The organism is Nonomuraea sp. NPDC005692, from assembly GCF_040631115.1.
GTDB lineage: Bacteria > Actinomycetota > Actinomycetes > Streptosporangiales > Streptosporangiaceae > Nonomuraea.
Genome location: NZ_JBEXYU010000003.1, coordinates 1 through 17,080 on the forward strand (window position 1 = coordinate 1; position 17,080 = coordinate 17,080).

The 17,080-nt window shown below is 73.7% G+C and carries 10 protein-coding genes; 2 read left to right on the plus strand and 8 right to left on the minus strand.

Annotation, left to right across the window (positions count from 1 at the left end):
- Positions 1-122 precede the first annotated feature (122 nt).
- Positions 123-617: an EF-hand domain-containing protein gene (locus tag ABZ459_RS08250; RefSeq protein WP_357967469.1), complete on the minus strand. Its 495-nt coding sequence runs from the start codon at positions 615-617 to the stop codon at positions 123-125.
- Positions 618-730: 113 nt separating this feature from the next.
- A complete protein-coding gene (gene ald / locus ABZ459_RS08255) occupies positions 731-1,846 on the minus strand; it encodes an alanine dehydrogenase (protein ID WP_357967470.1) in 1,116 nt (371 codons plus the stop codon).
- A 166-nt stretch (positions 1,847-2,012) separates the two neighbouring features.
- Here ald and ABZ459_RS08260 point away from each other — a divergent pair, with 166 nt between their 5' ends.
- Complete coding sequence (locus ABZ459_RS08260; RefSeq protein ID WP_357967472.1) at positions 2,013-2,951, plus strand: excalibur calcium-binding domain-containing protein; 939 nt, start codon at positions 2,013-2,015, stop codon at positions 2,949-2,951.
- On the opposite strand, the gene ABZ459_RS08265 is transcribed toward ABZ459_RS08260, so the two are convergent.
- The 3 genes from ABZ459_RS08265 to ABZ459_RS08275 all read right to left on the minus strand — a co-directional run bounded on the left by ABZ459_RS08265 (position 2,948) and on the right by ABZ459_RS08275 (position 6,819).
- Positions 2,948-4,327, minus strand: coding sequence for an NCS2 family permease (locus ABZ459_RS08265; protein ID WP_357967475.1), 1,380 nt, complete (start codon positions 4,325-4,327; stop codon positions 2,948-2,950). The two genes, ABZ459_RS08260 and ABZ459_RS08265, sit on opposite strands and share 4 nt — an antisense overlap.
- 61 nt (positions 4,328-4,388) lie before the next feature.
- Positions 4,389-4,622, minus strand: coding sequence for an EF-hand domain-containing protein (locus ABZ459_RS08270; protein ID WP_357700825.1), 234 nt, complete (start codon positions 4,620-4,622; stop codon positions 4,389-4,391).
- Positions 4,606-6,819, minus strand: coding sequence for a molybdopterin cofactor-binding domain-containing protein (locus ABZ459_RS08275; RefSeq protein ID WP_357967477.1), 2,214 nt, complete (start codon positions 6,817-6,819; stop codon positions 4,606-4,608). Before ABZ459_RS08275 ends, ABZ459_RS08270 begins: the two co-directional genes overlap by 17 nt.
- Positions 6,820-6,914: 95 nt before the next feature.
- Between ABZ459_RS08275 and ABZ459_RS08280 the strand changes: the two genes are divergently transcribed.
- Positions 6,915-8,483, plus strand: a complete 1,569-nt coding sequence (locus tag ABZ459_RS08280) for a helix-turn-helix domain-containing protein (RefSeq protein WP_357967480.1) — start codon at positions 6,915-6,917, stop codon at positions 8,481-8,483.
- An 8-nt stretch (positions 8,484-8,491) separates the two neighbouring features.
- Here the strand turns inward: ABZ459_RS08280 and ABZ459_RS08285 are convergent, their stop codons facing one another.
- The 3 genes from ABZ459_RS08285 to ABZ459_RS08295 are packed head-to-tail and all read right to left on the minus strand — an operon-like array spanning position 8,492 to position 16,901.
- Positions 8,492-11,299 carry a BTAD domain-containing putative transcriptional regulator gene (locus tag ABZ459_RS08285; protein WP_357967483.1) on the minus strand — a complete coding sequence of 936 codons (2,808 nt, stop codon included), beginning with the start codon at positions 11,297-11,299 and terminating at the stop codon, positions 8,492-8,494.
- The gene (locus tag ABZ459_RS08290; protein ID WP_357967486.1) at positions 11,296-14,106 is read right to left on the minus strand and encodes a BTAD domain-containing putative transcriptional regulator; all 2,811 of its coding nucleotides are present in this window, start codon (positions 14,104-14,106) and stop codon (positions 11,296-11,298) included. The genes ABZ459_RS08285 and ABZ459_RS08290 overlap by 4 nt, the downstream gene beginning before the upstream one ends.
- The gene (locus ABZ459_RS08295) at positions 14,103-16,901 is read right to left on the minus strand and encodes a BTAD domain-containing putative transcriptional regulator (RefSeq protein WP_357967489.1); all 2,799 of its coding nucleotides are present in this window, start codon (positions 16,899-16,901) and stop codon (positions 14,103-14,105) included. Before ABZ459_RS08295 ends, ABZ459_RS08290 begins: the two co-directional genes overlap by 4 nt.
- Positions 16,902-17,080: the final 179 nt, after the last annotated feature.

Here is a 17,080-nt window from a genome sequence, read left to right on the forward strand (position 1 = left end):
TCCTGTGTCTATTTCCATTTTCCCCGCGGCCCCCCCCCCCCCCCCACAAAAAAACCCCCCCGCCCCCCCCCCGGGGGGGGCCCGGCTCCGGCCGGGCCCTCGACGTCTGTCCGGGGGTTCCGCTAGAGGTCGCCGACGAGCAGGCCGCGGCGCAGGCGCGCGTACTCCTCGAAGGAGATGCGGCCGTCGCCGTCGGCGTCGGCCCGCTGGAAGGCGGCCGAGAGCCCGTCGTCGCGGTTCCACAACGTGCGGAACTCCGCGGCGGTGAGCTCGCCGTCGCCGTCGTGGTCGGCGAGGTCGAAGGTGGCGCGGAACATGGGGGTCAGCACGCCGTCGAGCGCGCCCGTGCGCACCAGCGCCTGGAAGGACTCGACGTACTCCTCCCTGCTGATCCGGCCGTCGTGGTCGGCGTCGAGGGCGTGGACGTGGACGTCCCAGGTCTCGAGGAACGCCGCCACGACCTTCTTTCCCTCGGGGGTGTCCGGCCGCCCGCCGGCCCGCCGGATGCGGTGGTGGGCCAGCGCGGTGTAGTCGTCCTTGGTCAGGAAGCCGTCGCCGTCGGTGTCGAGGTCGTCGAAGTTGCGTTCCGCGCTGCCGCGCAGGAGCACCGGATCCATCCAAGCCTCCGTTGTCACGGATCGTCATGGTCTCGTGACTCACGGTAACGTGCGGATCGGTGACGGCCAAGGCCCGGTCCCGTTTCGCGCGACCGGGCCCCGTTCGGGTCCGCTCAGGCCAGTGCCTCCTCCAGCGGCGACCACTCCAGGCCGTGCGCCTCGGCCACCGGCCGGCTGGTCAGGCGTCCCTCGTGGGTGCTCACGCCCGCGGCCAGGGCGGCGTCCGTGCGGACCGCCTCGCGCCACCCCTTGCCCGCGACGGCCAGCGCGTACGGCAGCGTCACGTTGGTCAGCGCGAACGTCGAGGTGTGCGGCACCGCCCCCGGCATGTTGGCCACGCAGTAGAAGACCGACTCGTGCACCCGGTACGTCGGCTCGGCGTGCGTGGTCGGCCGCGAGCCCTCGAAGCAGCCGCCCTGGTCGATCGAGATGTCCACCAGCACCGAGCCCGGCTTCATCCGGCTCACCAGGTCGTCGGTGACCAGCATGGGCGCCTTGGCCCCCGGCACCAGCACCGCGCCGATGACCAGGTCGGCCTCCAGCACGGCCTTCTCGATCTCCAGGGTGTTCGACGCGACCGTCTGGCAGTGACCCTGGTAGATCATGTCCGCCTGGCGGAGCTTGTCGATGTTGCGGTCGAGGAGCAGCACCTCGGCCTGCATGCCGAGCGCGATGGCGGCGGCGTTCATGCCGGACACCCCGGCGCCGATCACCACGACGTTCGCCGCCCGCACGCCGGACACGCCGCCCATGAGCACGCCCCTGCCGCCCTGCGAGCGCATCAGGTGGTACGCGCCGACCTGCGGCGCCAGCCGTCCGGCCACCTCCGACATCGGGGCGAGCAGGGGCAGCGAGCCGTCCCTGTTCTGCACGGTCTCGTAGGCGATGGACGTGACGCCCGAGTCGAGCAGGGCCCTGGTCAGGGGGCCCGAGGCGGCCAGGTGGAGATAGGTGAACAGGATCTGGCCCTTGCGCATCCGGTGGTACTCCTCGGCCACCGGTTCCTTCACCTTCATGATCAGGTCGCACGTGGCCCACACCTCGTCGGCGTGCGGCGCGATGACGGCGCCCGCCGCGGCGTAGTCCTCGTCCGGGATGGCCGAGCCGAGGCCCGCCTGCCGCTCGACGTGGACCTGGTGCCCGTGGCGTACCAGTTCGTGGACGCCCGCGGGGGTGAGTGCGACGCGGTATTCGCTGTTCTTGACCTCGCGGGGAACTCCGACCTTCATGGGGTCATCCCTCGTTCGCGTGGAAAGTTGCCGACAACCTGCGTTCTCATTTCCATTTTTCCTCCGATCTCACGGATAGGTGAGGATTTTTCGGCTGATTACCCCGCTGCTGCCCGTCCTCGATAAGCTCACCGGCAGCCCGAACGTCAGGATGGGGTCGTCAACGATGGACAGACCGGTAGAGGCGCCACCCGCGGAGCCGGAAGAGCCGGAGGAGCCGAAGGCCAGCCGCCTCACCACCATCGTGCTGACCGTCTCGCTGGTGCTCGTCGTCGTCGTGGCGGGCGTGCTCGGCACGGTCGCCGTCCTGATGACCAGGAGCCCCGACAGCCCGCTGCTCGGCGGCGCGCCGCCGCAGCGCCTGGCCACGCCCCTCCACTTCGCGCCGGTCAAGGAGACCAAGACCGCGCCCTGCCCGGGCGACCCGGCCGTGCTCGACGAGCAGCAGACCACCTGTTACCTCCTGGAGGACGGCGTCACGGTCGGCGCCGTGCAGCGGATCGAGGCCGTTCGGGGGACCGACAACTCCTACTCGGTGCGCGTCGCGGTCGCGCCCGTCTTCAAGGACCGGCTGGTGCGGCTCATCGACGAGCTCCAGCCCACGCAGCGGCAGGTCGCGATCGTGCTGGCGCCCGAGGGCGAGCAGACGCCGAAGACGGTCCTGGCCGCGCCGGTCGTCACGCAGAGCATGGACGGCGACAGCCTGAGCATCGCGGGCTTCACCAAGGAGGAGGCCGACGCGCTGGTGGTCCGGATGCTCGGCACGCCGCCGTCCCAGCCCTCCCAGCCGTCCCAGCCGGACCCGTCGCAGCCCGCGCAGCCGCAGTCGTCCCAGCCGGGCACCGACCAGCAGCCCACCAACCAGCAGCCCACCAACCAGCAGCCCACCGACCAGCAGCCCGCGGACACCGGCCAGAGCACCGCGACCACCGGCACGACCGCCCCCGCGGGCGTCGCCCGGGTCCCCGACAAGCGGTACGCCAGCTGCAAGGAGGCCCAGGCCGCCGGCGACGGCCCCTACACGCGCGGACGGCATGAGGAGTACTCCTGGTATCCCGACCTCGACCAGAACGGCGTGGCCTGCAACAGCGCTGACATCCGCTAACCGAACAGGGCCCGGAGGGCGTCGATGCCGAAGTAGGCCAGGAAGACCAGCGAGACGGCCCACAACAACCACGGGATCTCCGCGAACCGGCCCCGGGCCGCCTTGATCAGCGTGTAGGAGATCACCCCGGCCCCCACCCCGTTCGTGATCGAGTACGTGAACGGCATCAGCGCGATCGTCAGGAACGCCGGCACGGCCAGCTCGATGTCGGTCCAGGGCACGTTCTTGGACTGCGTCATCATCAGCGCCCCGACCAGCACCAGCGCGGGCGCCGCCGCGGCCGCCGGCACCACCGCGGCGATCGGCGTGAACAGCAGCGTCAGCCCGAGCAGCGCCCCGGTCACGACGCTGGCCAGACCGGTGCGCGCCCCCTCGCCCACACCGGCGGCCGACTCGACGAAGACGGTGTTGGCCGAGGCGCTGACCGAACCGCCGATCATGCCCGCGACGCCGTCGACGGTCAGGATGCGGCCCAGCCGCGGCACCCGTCCCAGCCGGTCCACGAGCCCGGCCTCGTCGCTGACGCCGATGATCGTGCCCATCGCGTCGAAGAAGCCCGACAGCACCAGCGTGAACAGCACCACGGTCGCGGTCAGCGCGCCCGCCCTGGCGAACCCGCCGAACAGGTCGAACTGCCACACCAGCCCGAAACTGGGCGCCGCGACCAGGGACTCGGGCATGTGCGGCACCACCACGCCCCACTCCTTGGGCGGGACCGGCACCAGCGAGTTGACCAGGACGGCCAGGACCGCGGTGACCGCGATGCTGATGAGGATGGCGGCCGGGGTCCTGCGCACGTACAGGACGATCATCAGCAGCAGGCCGAAGCAGAAGAGCGTGACCGGCCAGCCCGTGAGGTGGCCGGTCGCGCCGAGCTGCACGGGGGTGCCGGTGCCCCGGGCGACGAAACCCGCGTCCACCAGGCCGATCAGGGCGATGAACAGGCCGATCCCGACGCTGATCGCGTGCTTGAGCGCCAGCGGGATCGCGTTCATGATCAGGGTGCGCAGGCCGGTGACGGCCAGGACGATGATGACCGCGCCCTCCAGCACGACCAGCCCCATCGCCTGCGGCCACGTCATGTGCGGCGCGGCCTGGTAGGCGACCACCGCGTTCAGCCCGAGCCCGGCGGCCAGCGCGAACGGCGCGTTGCCGACGAACGCCATGAGCAGGGTGGAGAGCGCGGCCGCCAGCGCGGTCGAGGTGGTCAGCTCGGCGATGGACAGCCGGGCCCCGGTGACGTCCTGCGCGCCGGCCAGGATGATCGGGTTGAGCAGGATGATGTAGGCCATCGCCATGAACGTGGTCAGGCCGCCGCGGACCTCGCGTCCGACGGTCGTCCCCCGCCCGGTCAGCTCGAAGAGTCTGTCGAGCACCACACGTCCCCCTCGTCATGACCGAGGGGAGTGCGGGTCACCTACCCGGCGGGGGACATGATCACGCCTTCTCGTGCCGCCCGTGGCCGACCAGGCCGACGAACTCCTCCAGGCCGATCCGGCCGTCGCCGTCGGTGTCGGCGGCCTTGATGAACGCCTCGATCTCCTCCTCGGAGGCGCCGTGGACCCCCAGCGCCTCGTTGGCCTGCCTGATCTCGGCCGCGGTCAGCAGACCGTCGCCGTCGGTGTCGAAGCGACTGAACTCCGCCTCGGCGGCTTCACGACCGCTCGCCATCGGATACCTCCCCGTGATTGGACAAGGCGATATCTTCCGGCCTGATCGGAACGCGAGTCAACCGCAGCCCGGTCGCGGCGCGTACGGCGGCGGCGACGGCCGGGGTGGCGGAGAGCGTGGGCGGCTCACCTGCGCCGCGGAGGCCGTACGGCGCGGACGGGTCCGGATTTTCCAGGATCTTCAGCTGCATGGGCGGCATGTCGAGCATGGTGGGGATCAGGTAATCGGTGAACGACGGGTTCAGCACGCGGCCGTCGCGTACCTGGATCTCCTCCATGAGCGCCAGGCCGAGGCCCTGGGCCGTGCCGCCGTGGATCTGGCCCTCCAGCGCCTGCGGGTTCATGATCTTGCCCACGTCCTGCACCGCGGCCAGCTCCACCACCTTGACCAGCCCCAGCTCGACGTCCACGTCCACCACCGCACGATGCACGCACAGCGCGAGCTGCGTGTGCGAGTCGCCCTGCCCGGTCACCGGGTCCATCGGCTTCGTGGGCCGGTGCCGGTACTCGCGGGTCTCCTCGATCGGCCCGAACCTGGCCAGCGCCTCCCGCGGCGGCAGCCCCCCGAACCGCTCGCGCACCGCCTCGCAGGCCGCCTTGACCGCGCCGCCCGTCACGTAGGACTGCCGCGAGGCCGACGACGAGCCCGCCGAGCCCACGGCGGTGTCGGCGGTCGCCACGGTCACCTCCTCGATGCCCAGCTCGGTGCGCGCGATCTGGGCCTGGACCGTGACCAGGCCCTGCCCCACCTCGGCGGCGGCGGTGTGCACGGTGACCCGCGGCTCGCCGCCGACCAGCTCGGCCCGCACCCGGGCCGTGGAGTAGTCGTCGAAGCCCTCGGAGAAACAGATGTTCTTGATGCCGACGCCGTAGCCGATCCCGCGCCGCACCGACTCGCCGTGCGTGGTCTGGGAGACGCCGCCCGGCAGCACGCGCAGGTCCGCCCCCGTCCGCGGGGCGGGCAGCGGCATGGCCTCCAGCTCGCGCAACATGCCGGCCAGCGGCGCGGGGGAGTCGATCACCTGGCCGGTCGCCAGCGCCGAGCCCTGGGAGACGGCGTTGCGCGCCCTGATCTCGACCGGCGACAGGCCGCACGCCTCGGCCAGCCGGTCCATCTGCGACTCGTAGGCGTAACACGCCTGCACCGCGCCGAACCCGCGCATCGCCCCGCACGGCGGGTTGTTGGTGTAGACGCCCGCGGCGTCGATCCACACGTTCGGCACCTCGTACGGCCCGGCCCCCAGCGAGGCGGCGTTGCCGACGACGGCGGGGGAGGAGGAGCAGTACGCGCCGCCGTCCAGCAGGATGTCGGCCTTGACGTAGACGAGCCGGCCGTCGCGCGTCGCGCCGTGCTCGTAGCGCATCCGGGCCGGATGGCGGTGCACGTGGCCGAAGAACGACTCCTCGCGACCGTAGACGATCTTGACGGGGCGGTTCAGGCGCAGGGCCAGCATGCACGCGTGCACCTGCATCGACAGGTCTTCGCGGGCGCCGAACGCGCCGCCGACGCCCGACAGCGTCAGCCGCACCTTCTCCGGCGGCAGGCCCAGGCAGGGGGCGAGCTGGTCGCGGTCCACGTGCAGCCATTGGGTGGCGATGTACAGGTCCACGCCGCCGTCCTCGGCCGGGACCGCGAGACCCGACTCCGGGCCGAGGAACGCCTGGTCCTGCATGCCGACCTCGTACTCGCCGGTGACGACGACCTCCGCCTCGAACGTGTCGCCCTTGCGCACCGGCTGGCGCCTGACGTACTCCCGCGACTCGCGCGGATCGGTCACCGCCTGGCGCGGCTCGTAGCCGACCACGATGGCCCGCGCGGCCCTGCGCGCGGTCTCCGGATGGTCGGCGGCCACCAGCGCCACCGGCTCGCCCTGGTGGCGGACCTGGTCGATGGCCAGCACGGGCTGGTCCTTGTGGTCGAGGCCGTAGAACTTCTCGCCGGGCACGTCCTCGTGCGTCAGGACGGCCAGCACGCCCGGCATCCGCAGCGCCGGGCCCACGTCGATCGACCGGATCCAGGCCGACGGGTGCGGGCTGCGCAGCGTGACGCCCCACACCATGCCGTCCAGCCACAGGTCGGAGGCGTAGGCGAACTCGCCGGTCACCTTCAGCCTCGCGTCCGGCCGCCGCGCGCTCGTGCCGACCCCCGCGGACCCGCCGACGCCTTCGGACCTGGTGGAGTGGACCGTCTCCGTCATCCTCCGAGTAGAGCACCGGCCCGGCCCGGCCTCCTATGCCCGCGACGTGAAATCCCGGTCATCGCTTGACAGAGCGGGCTTGTATATTCCTCCAAGTGCGCATCAGTGACCTGCTGGCGATCGACGAGCTGGGTCTCAGGCTGCTGGCCGGCGACCCGGAGCGCGAGTTCGGCACGGTCCACATCACCGACCTGCCCGAGCCGGGGCGCTACCTGTCCGGCGGCGAGCTGGTGCTGACCGGGCTGATGTGGCGCCACACCGCCGCCGACTCCGCCCGTTTCGTCACCGCCCTGGTCGAGGGCGGGGTGTCCGCCCTCGGCGCGGGTGCGGCCCGCCTCGGGCACGTGCCCGCCGACCTGGTCTCAGCCTGCGAGCAGGCCGGGCTGCCGCTGGTCGAGGTGCCGGTCGAGGTCTCCTTCCGCACGCTGGCCGAGCTGGTCGCGCCCCGGCTGTCCGGCGACGTGCGCGACGCGCTCGGGCGTCATCGCAGGCTCGTGGCGGCCCTGGCCGAGGGCGCCGACCTGCGCGGGCTGTTCGAGCTGACCGCCGCCGAGCTGGGCGTCACGGGCGCCGTCCTGTCCGCGTCCGGTGAGGTGATCGTCGGTACCGCCGCCGATCCGGCGGAGCTGGCCAGGGCGTACCTGACCGCGCCCCGGCTGCCCGCCCTGGCCGGCGGCGCGACGCTCTTCGCCGTCGGACGCGGCCACCGGGCGGCCGGCTGGGTCCTGGCCTGCGACGGCGACCTGCTGGGCCGCGCCGACCTCGGCTACGAGCTGGCCGCCTGCGTGGCACTCGAACGCGGCCGCCTGGAGGAGGGCCGCCGGGTCGAGCGCCGCCTGGCCGGGCAGCTCGTGGCGGCCGCCCTGGCCGAGTCCGACGTGGCCGAGCTCAACGCCCGGCTGCGCACGTGCGGCATCGACGCGGACGAGCCGTACGCCGTGGCCAGCGCCACCGCGTCACGCCCCGGCGCCGCCGGCGGAGCCGATCCGGGCTCGACGCCCCTTCCCGGCCCGGCCCCCGCCGCCCCTGCCGGCCCCGCCGTCCTCGGTGGCCGGATCCTGGAGGAACTGCTCACCCGCGAGGTCGTCGCCGCCCCCGTCTCCGCCGAACCACCTCAGGGAAGCGGTGGCGGTGGGGCGGTGGCGGTGGTCGCGTTGCGGGGGAGGAGCGCCGGGGAGCTGGCCGCCCGGTTGCGGGCCGGGGCCGCCGTGCTGGCCGCGCTGCCCGGCGTCCGCCTGAGCGTCGGCCTGAGCGGCGAGCTGACCGGCGCCGCCGCGCTCAAGGGCGGCGTGGAGGAGGCCGGGCACGCCAGGCGGCTGGCCGAGGCCCGCGGCGGCGGCGTGGTCACCAGCGACGAGATCTACACCCACGCGCTGCTGCTGGCCACCGTGCCGGGCGACGTGCGCCGCTCCTTCGCCGACCGGCTGCTGTCCCCGCTGCTCGCCTACGACCGCCGCCACCAGTCCGGGCTGGTGCGCACGCTCGGCGTCTTCCTCGACTGCTCGGGCTCGTGGCACGCCTGCGCCGAACGGCTCCACGTGCACGTCAACACGGTCCGCTACCGCATCCGCAGGATCGAGGAGCTGACCGGCAGAGACCTGTCGGCGATGTCCGACCGCGTCGACTTCTTCCTGGCACTCCGCGACACCACCCCGCCCGCCTGACCAGCGGCTCAGCGGCCCTCCTCCGCCTCGAGGGCCTGCCGCTCCGCGGCGGCGCGCTCCAGCCAGGACGCGCTGTCCAGGGCGTGCCCGAGCGACTCGGCCTCACCCAGGCGTTCCCGCGCCGTCGCCCGACGGCCCATCAGCCGGTTGGCACGGGCGAGCAGGATCAGACATTGCAGCTCCAGGAGTCTGGTGCCGGCGGTGACGGCGAGGTCGAGCGCCAGTCCGAGCTGGGCGAGCCCGGCCTCCAGGTCACCGCGGTCGAGCTGGAGGCCGCCGAGTGCGCGACGCATGTGCCCTTCGAGCGCGGCGTCCCCGGCCCGGCCGGCCATGGCCGCCGCCTCCTCCAGAACCGGCGCCGCCTCCTCCAGACGTCCCAGGTGCTGGTAGGCGTTGCCGATCTGCAACAGGGCGTACCGCTCGCCGACCGCCGAGGAGATCTCCCTGGCGATCTCCCGCTGGGCCAGCCCGTGCAGAAGGCTCTGGTCGTACCTCTCGGCCTTCGCGTACGTGGCGGCCAGGCTGCCGTGGGCCCGCTGCTCGTTGAAGCGGTCCCGCAAGCGTCTGGCCAGGGTCAGGTGCCGGTCGAGGTGCTCCAGCGCGGCGGTGAGGTCGCCCTTGAAGTACTCGCCGGCTCCGGCCTGGCTGTGGGCGTGCATGGCGGTCTCGTCGTCGGCGAGGCGTGCGGCCACCGACAGCGCCTGGTTGCCGACGGAGATCAGATCGGCCACGCGGTAGGCCTTCTGCTGGGGCCACAACATGGCCAGGCCGATGGCGGCACCCGTACGGGCGATGTCGTCGTCCGGATCTGCCATGGCCTGGGCCGCGGCGGCCAGCAAGGTGGACTCCTCCTGCTCGATCCAGGCGTTCGCCTCACCGGCGTCCTGGAAGGTGCGGCCGGGACCGGCCACCGGCAGGTGCACCGAGTGGACCCGGTTGGGGTCCCCGATACGGCAGGCCGACCGCAGGCCGGCGGCGTAGTAGTGGAAGATCCGCAGCAGCGGCGCCTTGCGTCCCTCAGCGGGGGCCAGTTCGCCGGCGAAGACCCGTACGAGGTCGTGCAGGTGGTAGCGGCCGCGCGCGTCCCGTTCGAGCAGGTTCGCGTCGCCGAGGCGGTCCAGCGCCTGCCCGGCCTCGCGCTCTGTGACGCCGGCCAGCCTCGCGGCCGCGTCCGCCGGGAGGTCGGGCAGGTGCACGAGCCCGAGCACGGCCAGCATGCGCGCGGCCGCCCGGTCGAGGGCGCGGTCGCTGCGCGTGAGATGGTTCCAGCTCGCCACGAGCCCGGACCGGACCGCGAGATCGCCCGCCTCCAGCTCCTGCAGCCTGGTCCGGGCGTCGGCGAGCCTGCCGGCCAGCTCGCCGACGCTCCAGTCCGGGCAGTCGGAAAGGCGCGCTCCGGCGATGCGCAGCGCCAGCGGCAGCCCGTCGCACAGGCGGATCAGCGACGCGGTACCGGTGGGGTCGGCGCCGACCCGGTCCTCCCCGGCCAGCATGGCCAGCATCGTTCTCGCCTCGGCGGACGAGAGCCGGCCCAGACGGAGCCGGGCGAGATCGTCCTCCGCCTGCAACGTGTCCCTGCTGGTCACGAGGACGGATACGCCGGCCGGCGCCGGCAGCAGCCAGCGGATCTGCTCCAGGTCGGCGGCGTCGTCCAGGAGCACGAGGAGCCTCTTGGACGCGGCCCTGGCCTGCCACAGGGCCGCCGCCTCGTCCAGGCCGGGCGGCACTTCCTCGTTGGGTGTGCCGATCGCGCGCAGGAGCCGGGCGACGATCTCCTGCGGGGTCAGCCGTGGCATGTTCGGAGTCCCGCCGCGGAGGTTGACGAACACCTGCCCGTCCGGGAAGCGGTGCCGTACGCCGTGCGCGACGTGCACGGCCAGCGCGGACTTGCCGGAGCCGGGCGCTCCCGAGATCACGGCCGGCGGCTGCGGCGGATCGACGTCACCGGGCGCGAGCAGGGCCCGCAGCCGGGCGATCTCGTGGGACCTGCCGACGAAGCCGCCGAGGTCGCGCGGCAACTGCCTGGGGACCGGTCCCTCTGCCCCCGTGAGTTCGGCTTCTGCGCCCACCAGCGCGTACGCCTTCCGCAGCTCCTCGCCGGGCCCGACACCCAGCTCGTCGGCCAGGATCCGGCGCGCCTCCTCATAGGCGCGCCGCGCCTCTTGCCGCCGCCCGCACGCGTCGAGCGCCAGCACGAGCAGCTCGTACGGATGCTCGCGCAGCGGATGCCGGGCGACCAGGGCCCTCAGCTCGGGGATGGCCTCGTCTGCGGCGCCGAGCCGGATCCGGGCCGCGGCCCGCCCTTCGACGGCGGTCACGTACAGCTCCTCCAGCCGGGCCCGCTCGGTCTCGGCGAACGGCCCCGGCACGTCGCCGAGCGCCGCCCCCCGCCACAGCCCCAGCGCCCGGTCGTAGCCGCGCAACGCCTCGGCCTGGGCGCCGGCCCCGGCCGATCCGCGGGCCGCCTCCGCCAGCCGGGCGAAGGCGATCGCGTCCACCCGGTCCGGCTCGATGAGTAACCGGTAGCCGCCCGCGGCACCCACGAGCAGGGCCGGCCGCGCGCCGGGGCCCCGGGCCGGTTCGATCGCGCGCCTGAGCCCCGCGATGTAGGTGTAGACGCTCTGCCGGGCGCTCATCGGCGGCTGTCCGCCCCACAGCCCCTCGATGAGCTGGTCCTTGGTGACCACCAGGCCGGGGGAGGCCGCGAGCATCACCAGGACCGCCTGTTGTCGCGGCGGCCCCGGATCGACCTGCTCGCCGTCGAGCACGCACGAGACCGGCCCGAGCAGACGCAGACCGAGCTCCGGCGCGCTCACGAGCCGCCCGCCGCGATCCTCGTCGCCGCCCGCACGGCGGCCTGCTCCTTCTCGGCCCGCTTCTCCCACAGGACGTAACCGAACTCCTTCGTCAGCCGCAGGGCCTGGTCGGCGTAGGACCCGGCGTCGTCGAGCCGGCCGAGGTCGCGGGAGGCCCGTGACATCGAGATGAGGGTGTCCACCTTGAACCGGTGGCCCATCGAGACGAGCACCGACAACGTGGCCCGTAGGTGCTCCAGGGCGAGCTCGGGTTCACCCAGCTCGATCAGGACCTCGCCGAGCACCAGGCGGGCCTGCGCCTGCTGGGTCTCGTCGCCCGCCTCGACGGCCAGATCAAGGGCCTCGCGCAGCGGCTCGTACGCCTCCTGGGGCCGTCCCAGGCCGAGCTGGCCCCTGCCCGTCATGAGGAGGGCGAACCGGATCCCGACCTGGACCCCGGCCTTCCGCGCCACGGCGAGCTGGCGCTCGGCGTAGGCCAGCGCCGGCTCGAACCGCTGTCGGGAGATGCAGAGGTTCGCGAGATTGCCGAGCGCGCGCAGCTCGCCGAAGGAGTCGCCGATCCGCACCGCGATCTCCAGCGCCGCCTCCAGGTGAGGCTCCGCCTGTTCCAGCCGGCCCGTCAGACGCAGGCCGTTGGCGATCTGGTCGTGCGCGGCGAGCGCTGCCCTCTCGTCGCCGAGCCGCTCGCACACTCCGAGTGCCAGGGTGTTGAGGTCGACCATCTCCTGGCCGGCATGCTCCCGCTGCTGTTGCCAGATGAGCGCGAAGGTCAGCGTCACGCCCAGCTCGGCGAGGTCGTCGTCCGGCGATTTCAGGGCCTGGACGGCCGCGGCGTTCAGGACCTGCCGCTCCTCCTCCAGCCAGTCCCGGGCCTGTACGGCGTCGGCGAACCGGCGCGCGGGCCCCTCGACGTGCCGGGCGAGCTGCACCCGGTGCGGGTCGACGGTGACGCTCGCCGACCGCGCCGACGCGGCCAGGTAGGCCAGCGCCCGCGTCAGGGGGCCCTTCGAGTCCGCGGGACGCAGTTCGCCGGCGAAGAGCCTGACGAGGTCGTGCACCTGGTAGCGCCCGCCGTCGGCCGGGTCGAGCAGGTGGGCGTCGGCCAGCCGGTGCAGGGCCCGCTCCGCCTCGTCCGTGGAGGTGCCGAGCAGCATGGCCATCAGGTCGGCCGTCATGTCGGGCACGTGCAGCAGCCCCACGAGCGGCAGGGTCCGCGCGGCCAGCCGGTCGAGCGGGCGCGAGCCGGTGGCCAGGCCGTGGTGGCTGCCCACGAGGCTGGAGCGCACGGCCAGGTCTCCGGCGGCCAGCTCGTGCAGCCGCCCGCGCTCGTCGATGAGCCGGTCGGCGAGCGCACCCACGCTCCACTCGGGATGGTCGGCCAGGCGCGCGCCGGCGATCCGCAGCGCGAGCGGCAGACCCTCGCACAGACTCACCAGGGTGGCGGTGTGCTCGGCGTCGGCCCCCACCCGCTGGGCGCCGGCCAGCCTGGTCAGCATGGCCGCGGCGTCAGAGGAGGACAGGCGGCGGAGCCGGAGCTGCACGCAGTCGTCCCCGGCGCTGAAGGACTCCCTGCTGGTCACGAGCACGGTGACACCCAGCGGCGTGCCCAGGAACGGCCTGATCTGCGCCAGACCGGCCGCGTTGTCCAGGAACACCAGCAGCCTCCTGCCGTGCAGCCTGCTGCGCCACATCGCCGCCGCCTCGTCCAGGTCGGCGGGGATGTCCCTGTTCGACACGCCGATGCCGCGCAGCAGCCGCCCGGCGATCTCGTGGGGCGGCAGCGGGGAGACGCCCGGCGTGCCGCCGCGCAGGCCGACGGCGAGCTGGCCGTCGGCGAACCGCTCCTCGACCCGGTGCGCCACGTGGACGGCCAGCGCCGACTTGCCCACACCGGGTGGCCCCGAGATCACCACGAACGGGTGCGGAGGGCCGTTCTCCGGCGCCAGCAAGGACCTCAGCCAGGCCGCCTCCTCGGATCTGCCGACGAACCCGATGAGATCGCGCGGCAATTGCCGGGGGACGACGGGACGGGCCGGCTCGACCTCGTCCGCGCCGCCGGACAGGACCTGCTTGTGGGCCGCGCTAAGGCCTTCGCCGGGCAGGACGCCGAGCTCCTCGTCCAGGATCCGCCTGGCGTCCTCGAACGCCTGCAGCGCCTCTGCCTGGCGGCCGTCGCCGTGCAGGGCCAGGACGAGCAGTTCGTGCAGGCGCTCGCGCAGCGGGTGGCGGCCGGCCAGCTCCCGCAGCGGGGCCACGGTCTCGCGGGCGCGGCCGAGCCGGACGAGGAGCTCCGCGCGGGCCTCGGAGGCGGTAAGGAACAGCTCGTCCAGGCGGTTGCGCTCGGTCTCGGCGAACGGGCCCGTCAGGCCGCTCAGCGCCACCCCGTGCCACAGGGCCAGCGCCCGGTCGAGCAGGCGCAGGGCGTCGCCGTCGCCTTCGGGCCCGTGGGCGCCGGCCGCCTCCACCAGCTCGGCGAAGACGCAGGAGTCCACCCGGGCCGGATCGACCAGCAGCCGGTACCCGCCCGCCTCGCCGATCAGCACCGTGGACCGCTGGCCGGGTCTGCGGCCGGGGTCGAGCGCGCGCCGCAGCCCGGCAACGTACGTGTAGAGGCTCTGCTCGGCGCTGGGGGGCGGGCCCTCCCCCCACAGCCCCTCCACGAGCTGCCCCATGGTCACGACGCGGTTCGGGGGAGAGGCCAGCATCGCGATGACCGCCCGCTGCCGCGCGGGCCCCAGGTCGATCTCCGCACCGCCGAGCACCCCGGTCACCGGGCCGAGCAGGCGGATGCCGATGCCGTCGATCATGCGAGCCTCGCGCGGGCCTCGTGCACGGCGGCCTGCTCTTCCCTGGCCTCCGTCTCCCACTCCGCCAGCCCGTCCGCGCCGGCCACCGCCTCGGTGACGTGGGCGAGCGCCAGGTCGAGCTTGCCCATGGCCCGGTACGTGCGAGACAGCCCGACCAGGTCGCGCAGCCGTCCCACCCGGTAACCGGCCCGCTCGATCAGCTCCAGGGCGATGAGGTAGTGGGGCAGGGCGTGTTCCGGCTCGCCCAGATCCAGGTGCACCCGGCCGAGCACCGCGCGCAGCTGCGCCTGGTGCGTCTTGTCGCCCACCTGCTCGGCCTCGGTCAGGGCCAGGGCCAGGATCTTGCGGGCCTCCTGCGCCCGGCCGAGGGCCAGGTGGGCCTCGCCGATGATGAGCATGGCGTACCGGGCGCCGACCCGGGCGCCGATCAGGTCGGCGATCGCGAGCTGCTGTTCGGCGAAGACGATCGCCTGCTCGTACTGGTCGCCGTTGAAGTACGCGTTGGCGAGGTTGCCCAACGCGCGCTGCTCGGAGAAGGTGTCGCCGAGCCGCCTGGCGATGGCCAGCTCGGCGCGCAGGTGCTCGACGGCCTCCTCGATACGTCCCCGCATGCGCAGGGCGTTGGCGAGCAGGCCGTGGGCGTGCATGGTGTTCTCCACGTCGCCGAGCCGTTCGCACACCCTCAGGGCCATCGAGCTGAGCTCGGCCATCTCCAGCGTCCGATAGCTGCGCTGGTAGGGCCATTCCAGGGCGAGTGTGAGCGCCACGCCCATCGCCGCGACGTCGTTGTCCCCGGCGGCGAGCGCCTGGCGGGCCGCCGCCGTCAGGACGCCCTCCTCCTCCAGCAGCCAGGCCGTCGCCTCCTCCCGGTCGGTCACCACGTGAGCGGCCGTCCCGGGAGCGGTGCCGCGCTGGACGCGGTGCGGGTCGATGACGCCGCTGGCCAGCCGCGTGGAGGCCGCGTAGTACGCGAGCGCGCGCAGCACCGGCTTCTTGGCGTCGCGCGGCCGCAGCTCGCCCGCGAACAGCCGGACGAGGTCGTGGAGCTGGTAGTGGCCGGTCCGGGAGCGGTCGAGCAGGTGCGCGTCGGTCAGCCGTTCCAGGGCCAGGTCGGCTTCGACGGGGTCGGCGCCGAGCAGCGCCGCGGCGGCCTCGGCGGTGATCTCGGGCACGTGCAGCAGGCCCAGCAGGGACAGCGTGCGGGCGGCCACCCGGTCGAGGGGACGGGGGCTGCGTTCGAGCGCCGTGAAGCTGGCCGCCAGGCTGGAGCGCACGGCCAGGTCCCCGGCCACGAGCTCGTGCAGCCGCCGCCGCTCGTCGCCCAGGCGGCCGGCCATCGCGGCGACGCTCCAGTCGGGGCGGCTGGCCAGGCGGGCCCCTGCGATGCGCAGTGCCAGGGGCAGGCCCTCGCAGAGCCGTACGAGCTCGGCCGTGTCACCGGCGCCGGCCCGCACGCGCTCCTCCCCGGCCAGCCCGGCCAGCATCGCGGCCGACTCGTCGGGGGACATCCGGCCGAGTTCGAGCTGGTAGGAGTCCTCGCCCCAGGGCATGCTCTCGCGGCTGGTGACCAGCAGCGCGGTGCCGAAGGGGGTGGACAGCAGCGGGCGGATCTGCGCCAGGTCAGCGGCGTCGTCCAGCAGGACGAGGACCTTGCGGCCGTGCAGGAGGCTGCGCCACATCGCCGCCGCCTCGTCCGGGTCGGCGGGCACGGCGGCGGCCGCCACGCCCAACCCGCGCAGGAACCGGCCGAGCACGTCGAGCGCGGTCAGCGCGGGCAGCTCCGGTGTCGCGCCGCGGCAGTTCACGAAGAGCTGACCGTCGGGGAAACGGTCCTGGACCAGGTGGGCGACCTGGGCGGCGAGCGTGGACTTCCCGACGCCCGGCGGCCCGGAGACGATCACCAGCGGGGTCGGCGGACGCCCGCCGCCGGGGGACAGCCGCCTTTCCAGCTCGCCCAGCTCGCGCGACCTGCCCACGAACCCCGCCAGGTGGCGCGGGAGCTGGTGCGGCACCTCGGCGCCCCGCCAGGGAGCGGGCCCCCCGCGCAGCACCAGCTCGTGGCACGTGCGCAGCCCCTCGCCCGGCGTCAGGCCGAGCTCCTCCAGGAGCAGCAGCCGGCCCTCCTCGTAGACCTCCAGCGCCTCGGCCTGGCGGCCCGACTGGTAGAGGGCCAGCATGAGCAGCTCGCGGGTGCGTTCGCGCAGCGGGTGGCGGGCGGTCAGGTCGCGCAGGTCCTCGGTGATCTCGTGGTGACGGCCCAGACGCAGCAGGCTCTCCGAGCGCTGCTCCAGGGCCGTCAGCCGTAACAGCTCAAGACGGGAACGTTCCCGCTCGGCGAACGGGCCGGTCAGGCCGCTCAGCGCGGGGCCGCGCCACAGCGCCAGGGCCTCGTCCAGCAGGCGTACGGCCCGGCGGTCGTCGCCGTCGCCCTGGCACGCCCGGGCTTCGTCGAGCCGCGTGGCGAAGCAGAGCGAGTCGACCTGCGCGGGGCCGACGTGTAAGACGTATCCGGCGCCCGTGCCCGATAACAGCCGCGACGGGGCGCGCCGCCCGCGGTCGGGCTCGAAGGCGCGGCGCAGGCCGGCGACGTAGGTGTAGACGCTCTGCTCGGCGTTGCGCGGCGGCTCGTCGCCCCACATGCCGTCGACGAGCTGGCGCACGGAGACGGGCCGGGCGGCGGCCGAGGCGAGGATGGCGAGGGTGGCCCGCTGCCGGGCCGGGCCGGAATCGAGGGGCCGGCTGCCGCGTTCGGCGTGAACGGCGCCGAGAAGGCGAATGTAGATGTCGTCGCTCACGCGTCCTCCCCGGTACGGCCCCGCTTCCCCCTCATCAAGGCAGCGTAGTCAGAATCCGGTGGCGGTGAAGCGGTCCGACGACTGTAGATCGAATGTAGACGGCGGCAGGTACGCTCTGGGCCAGATGTCGGAAGAGGGGGCACATCGACGGGGTTGGGACGCCGTTGTCCCATGCAGTT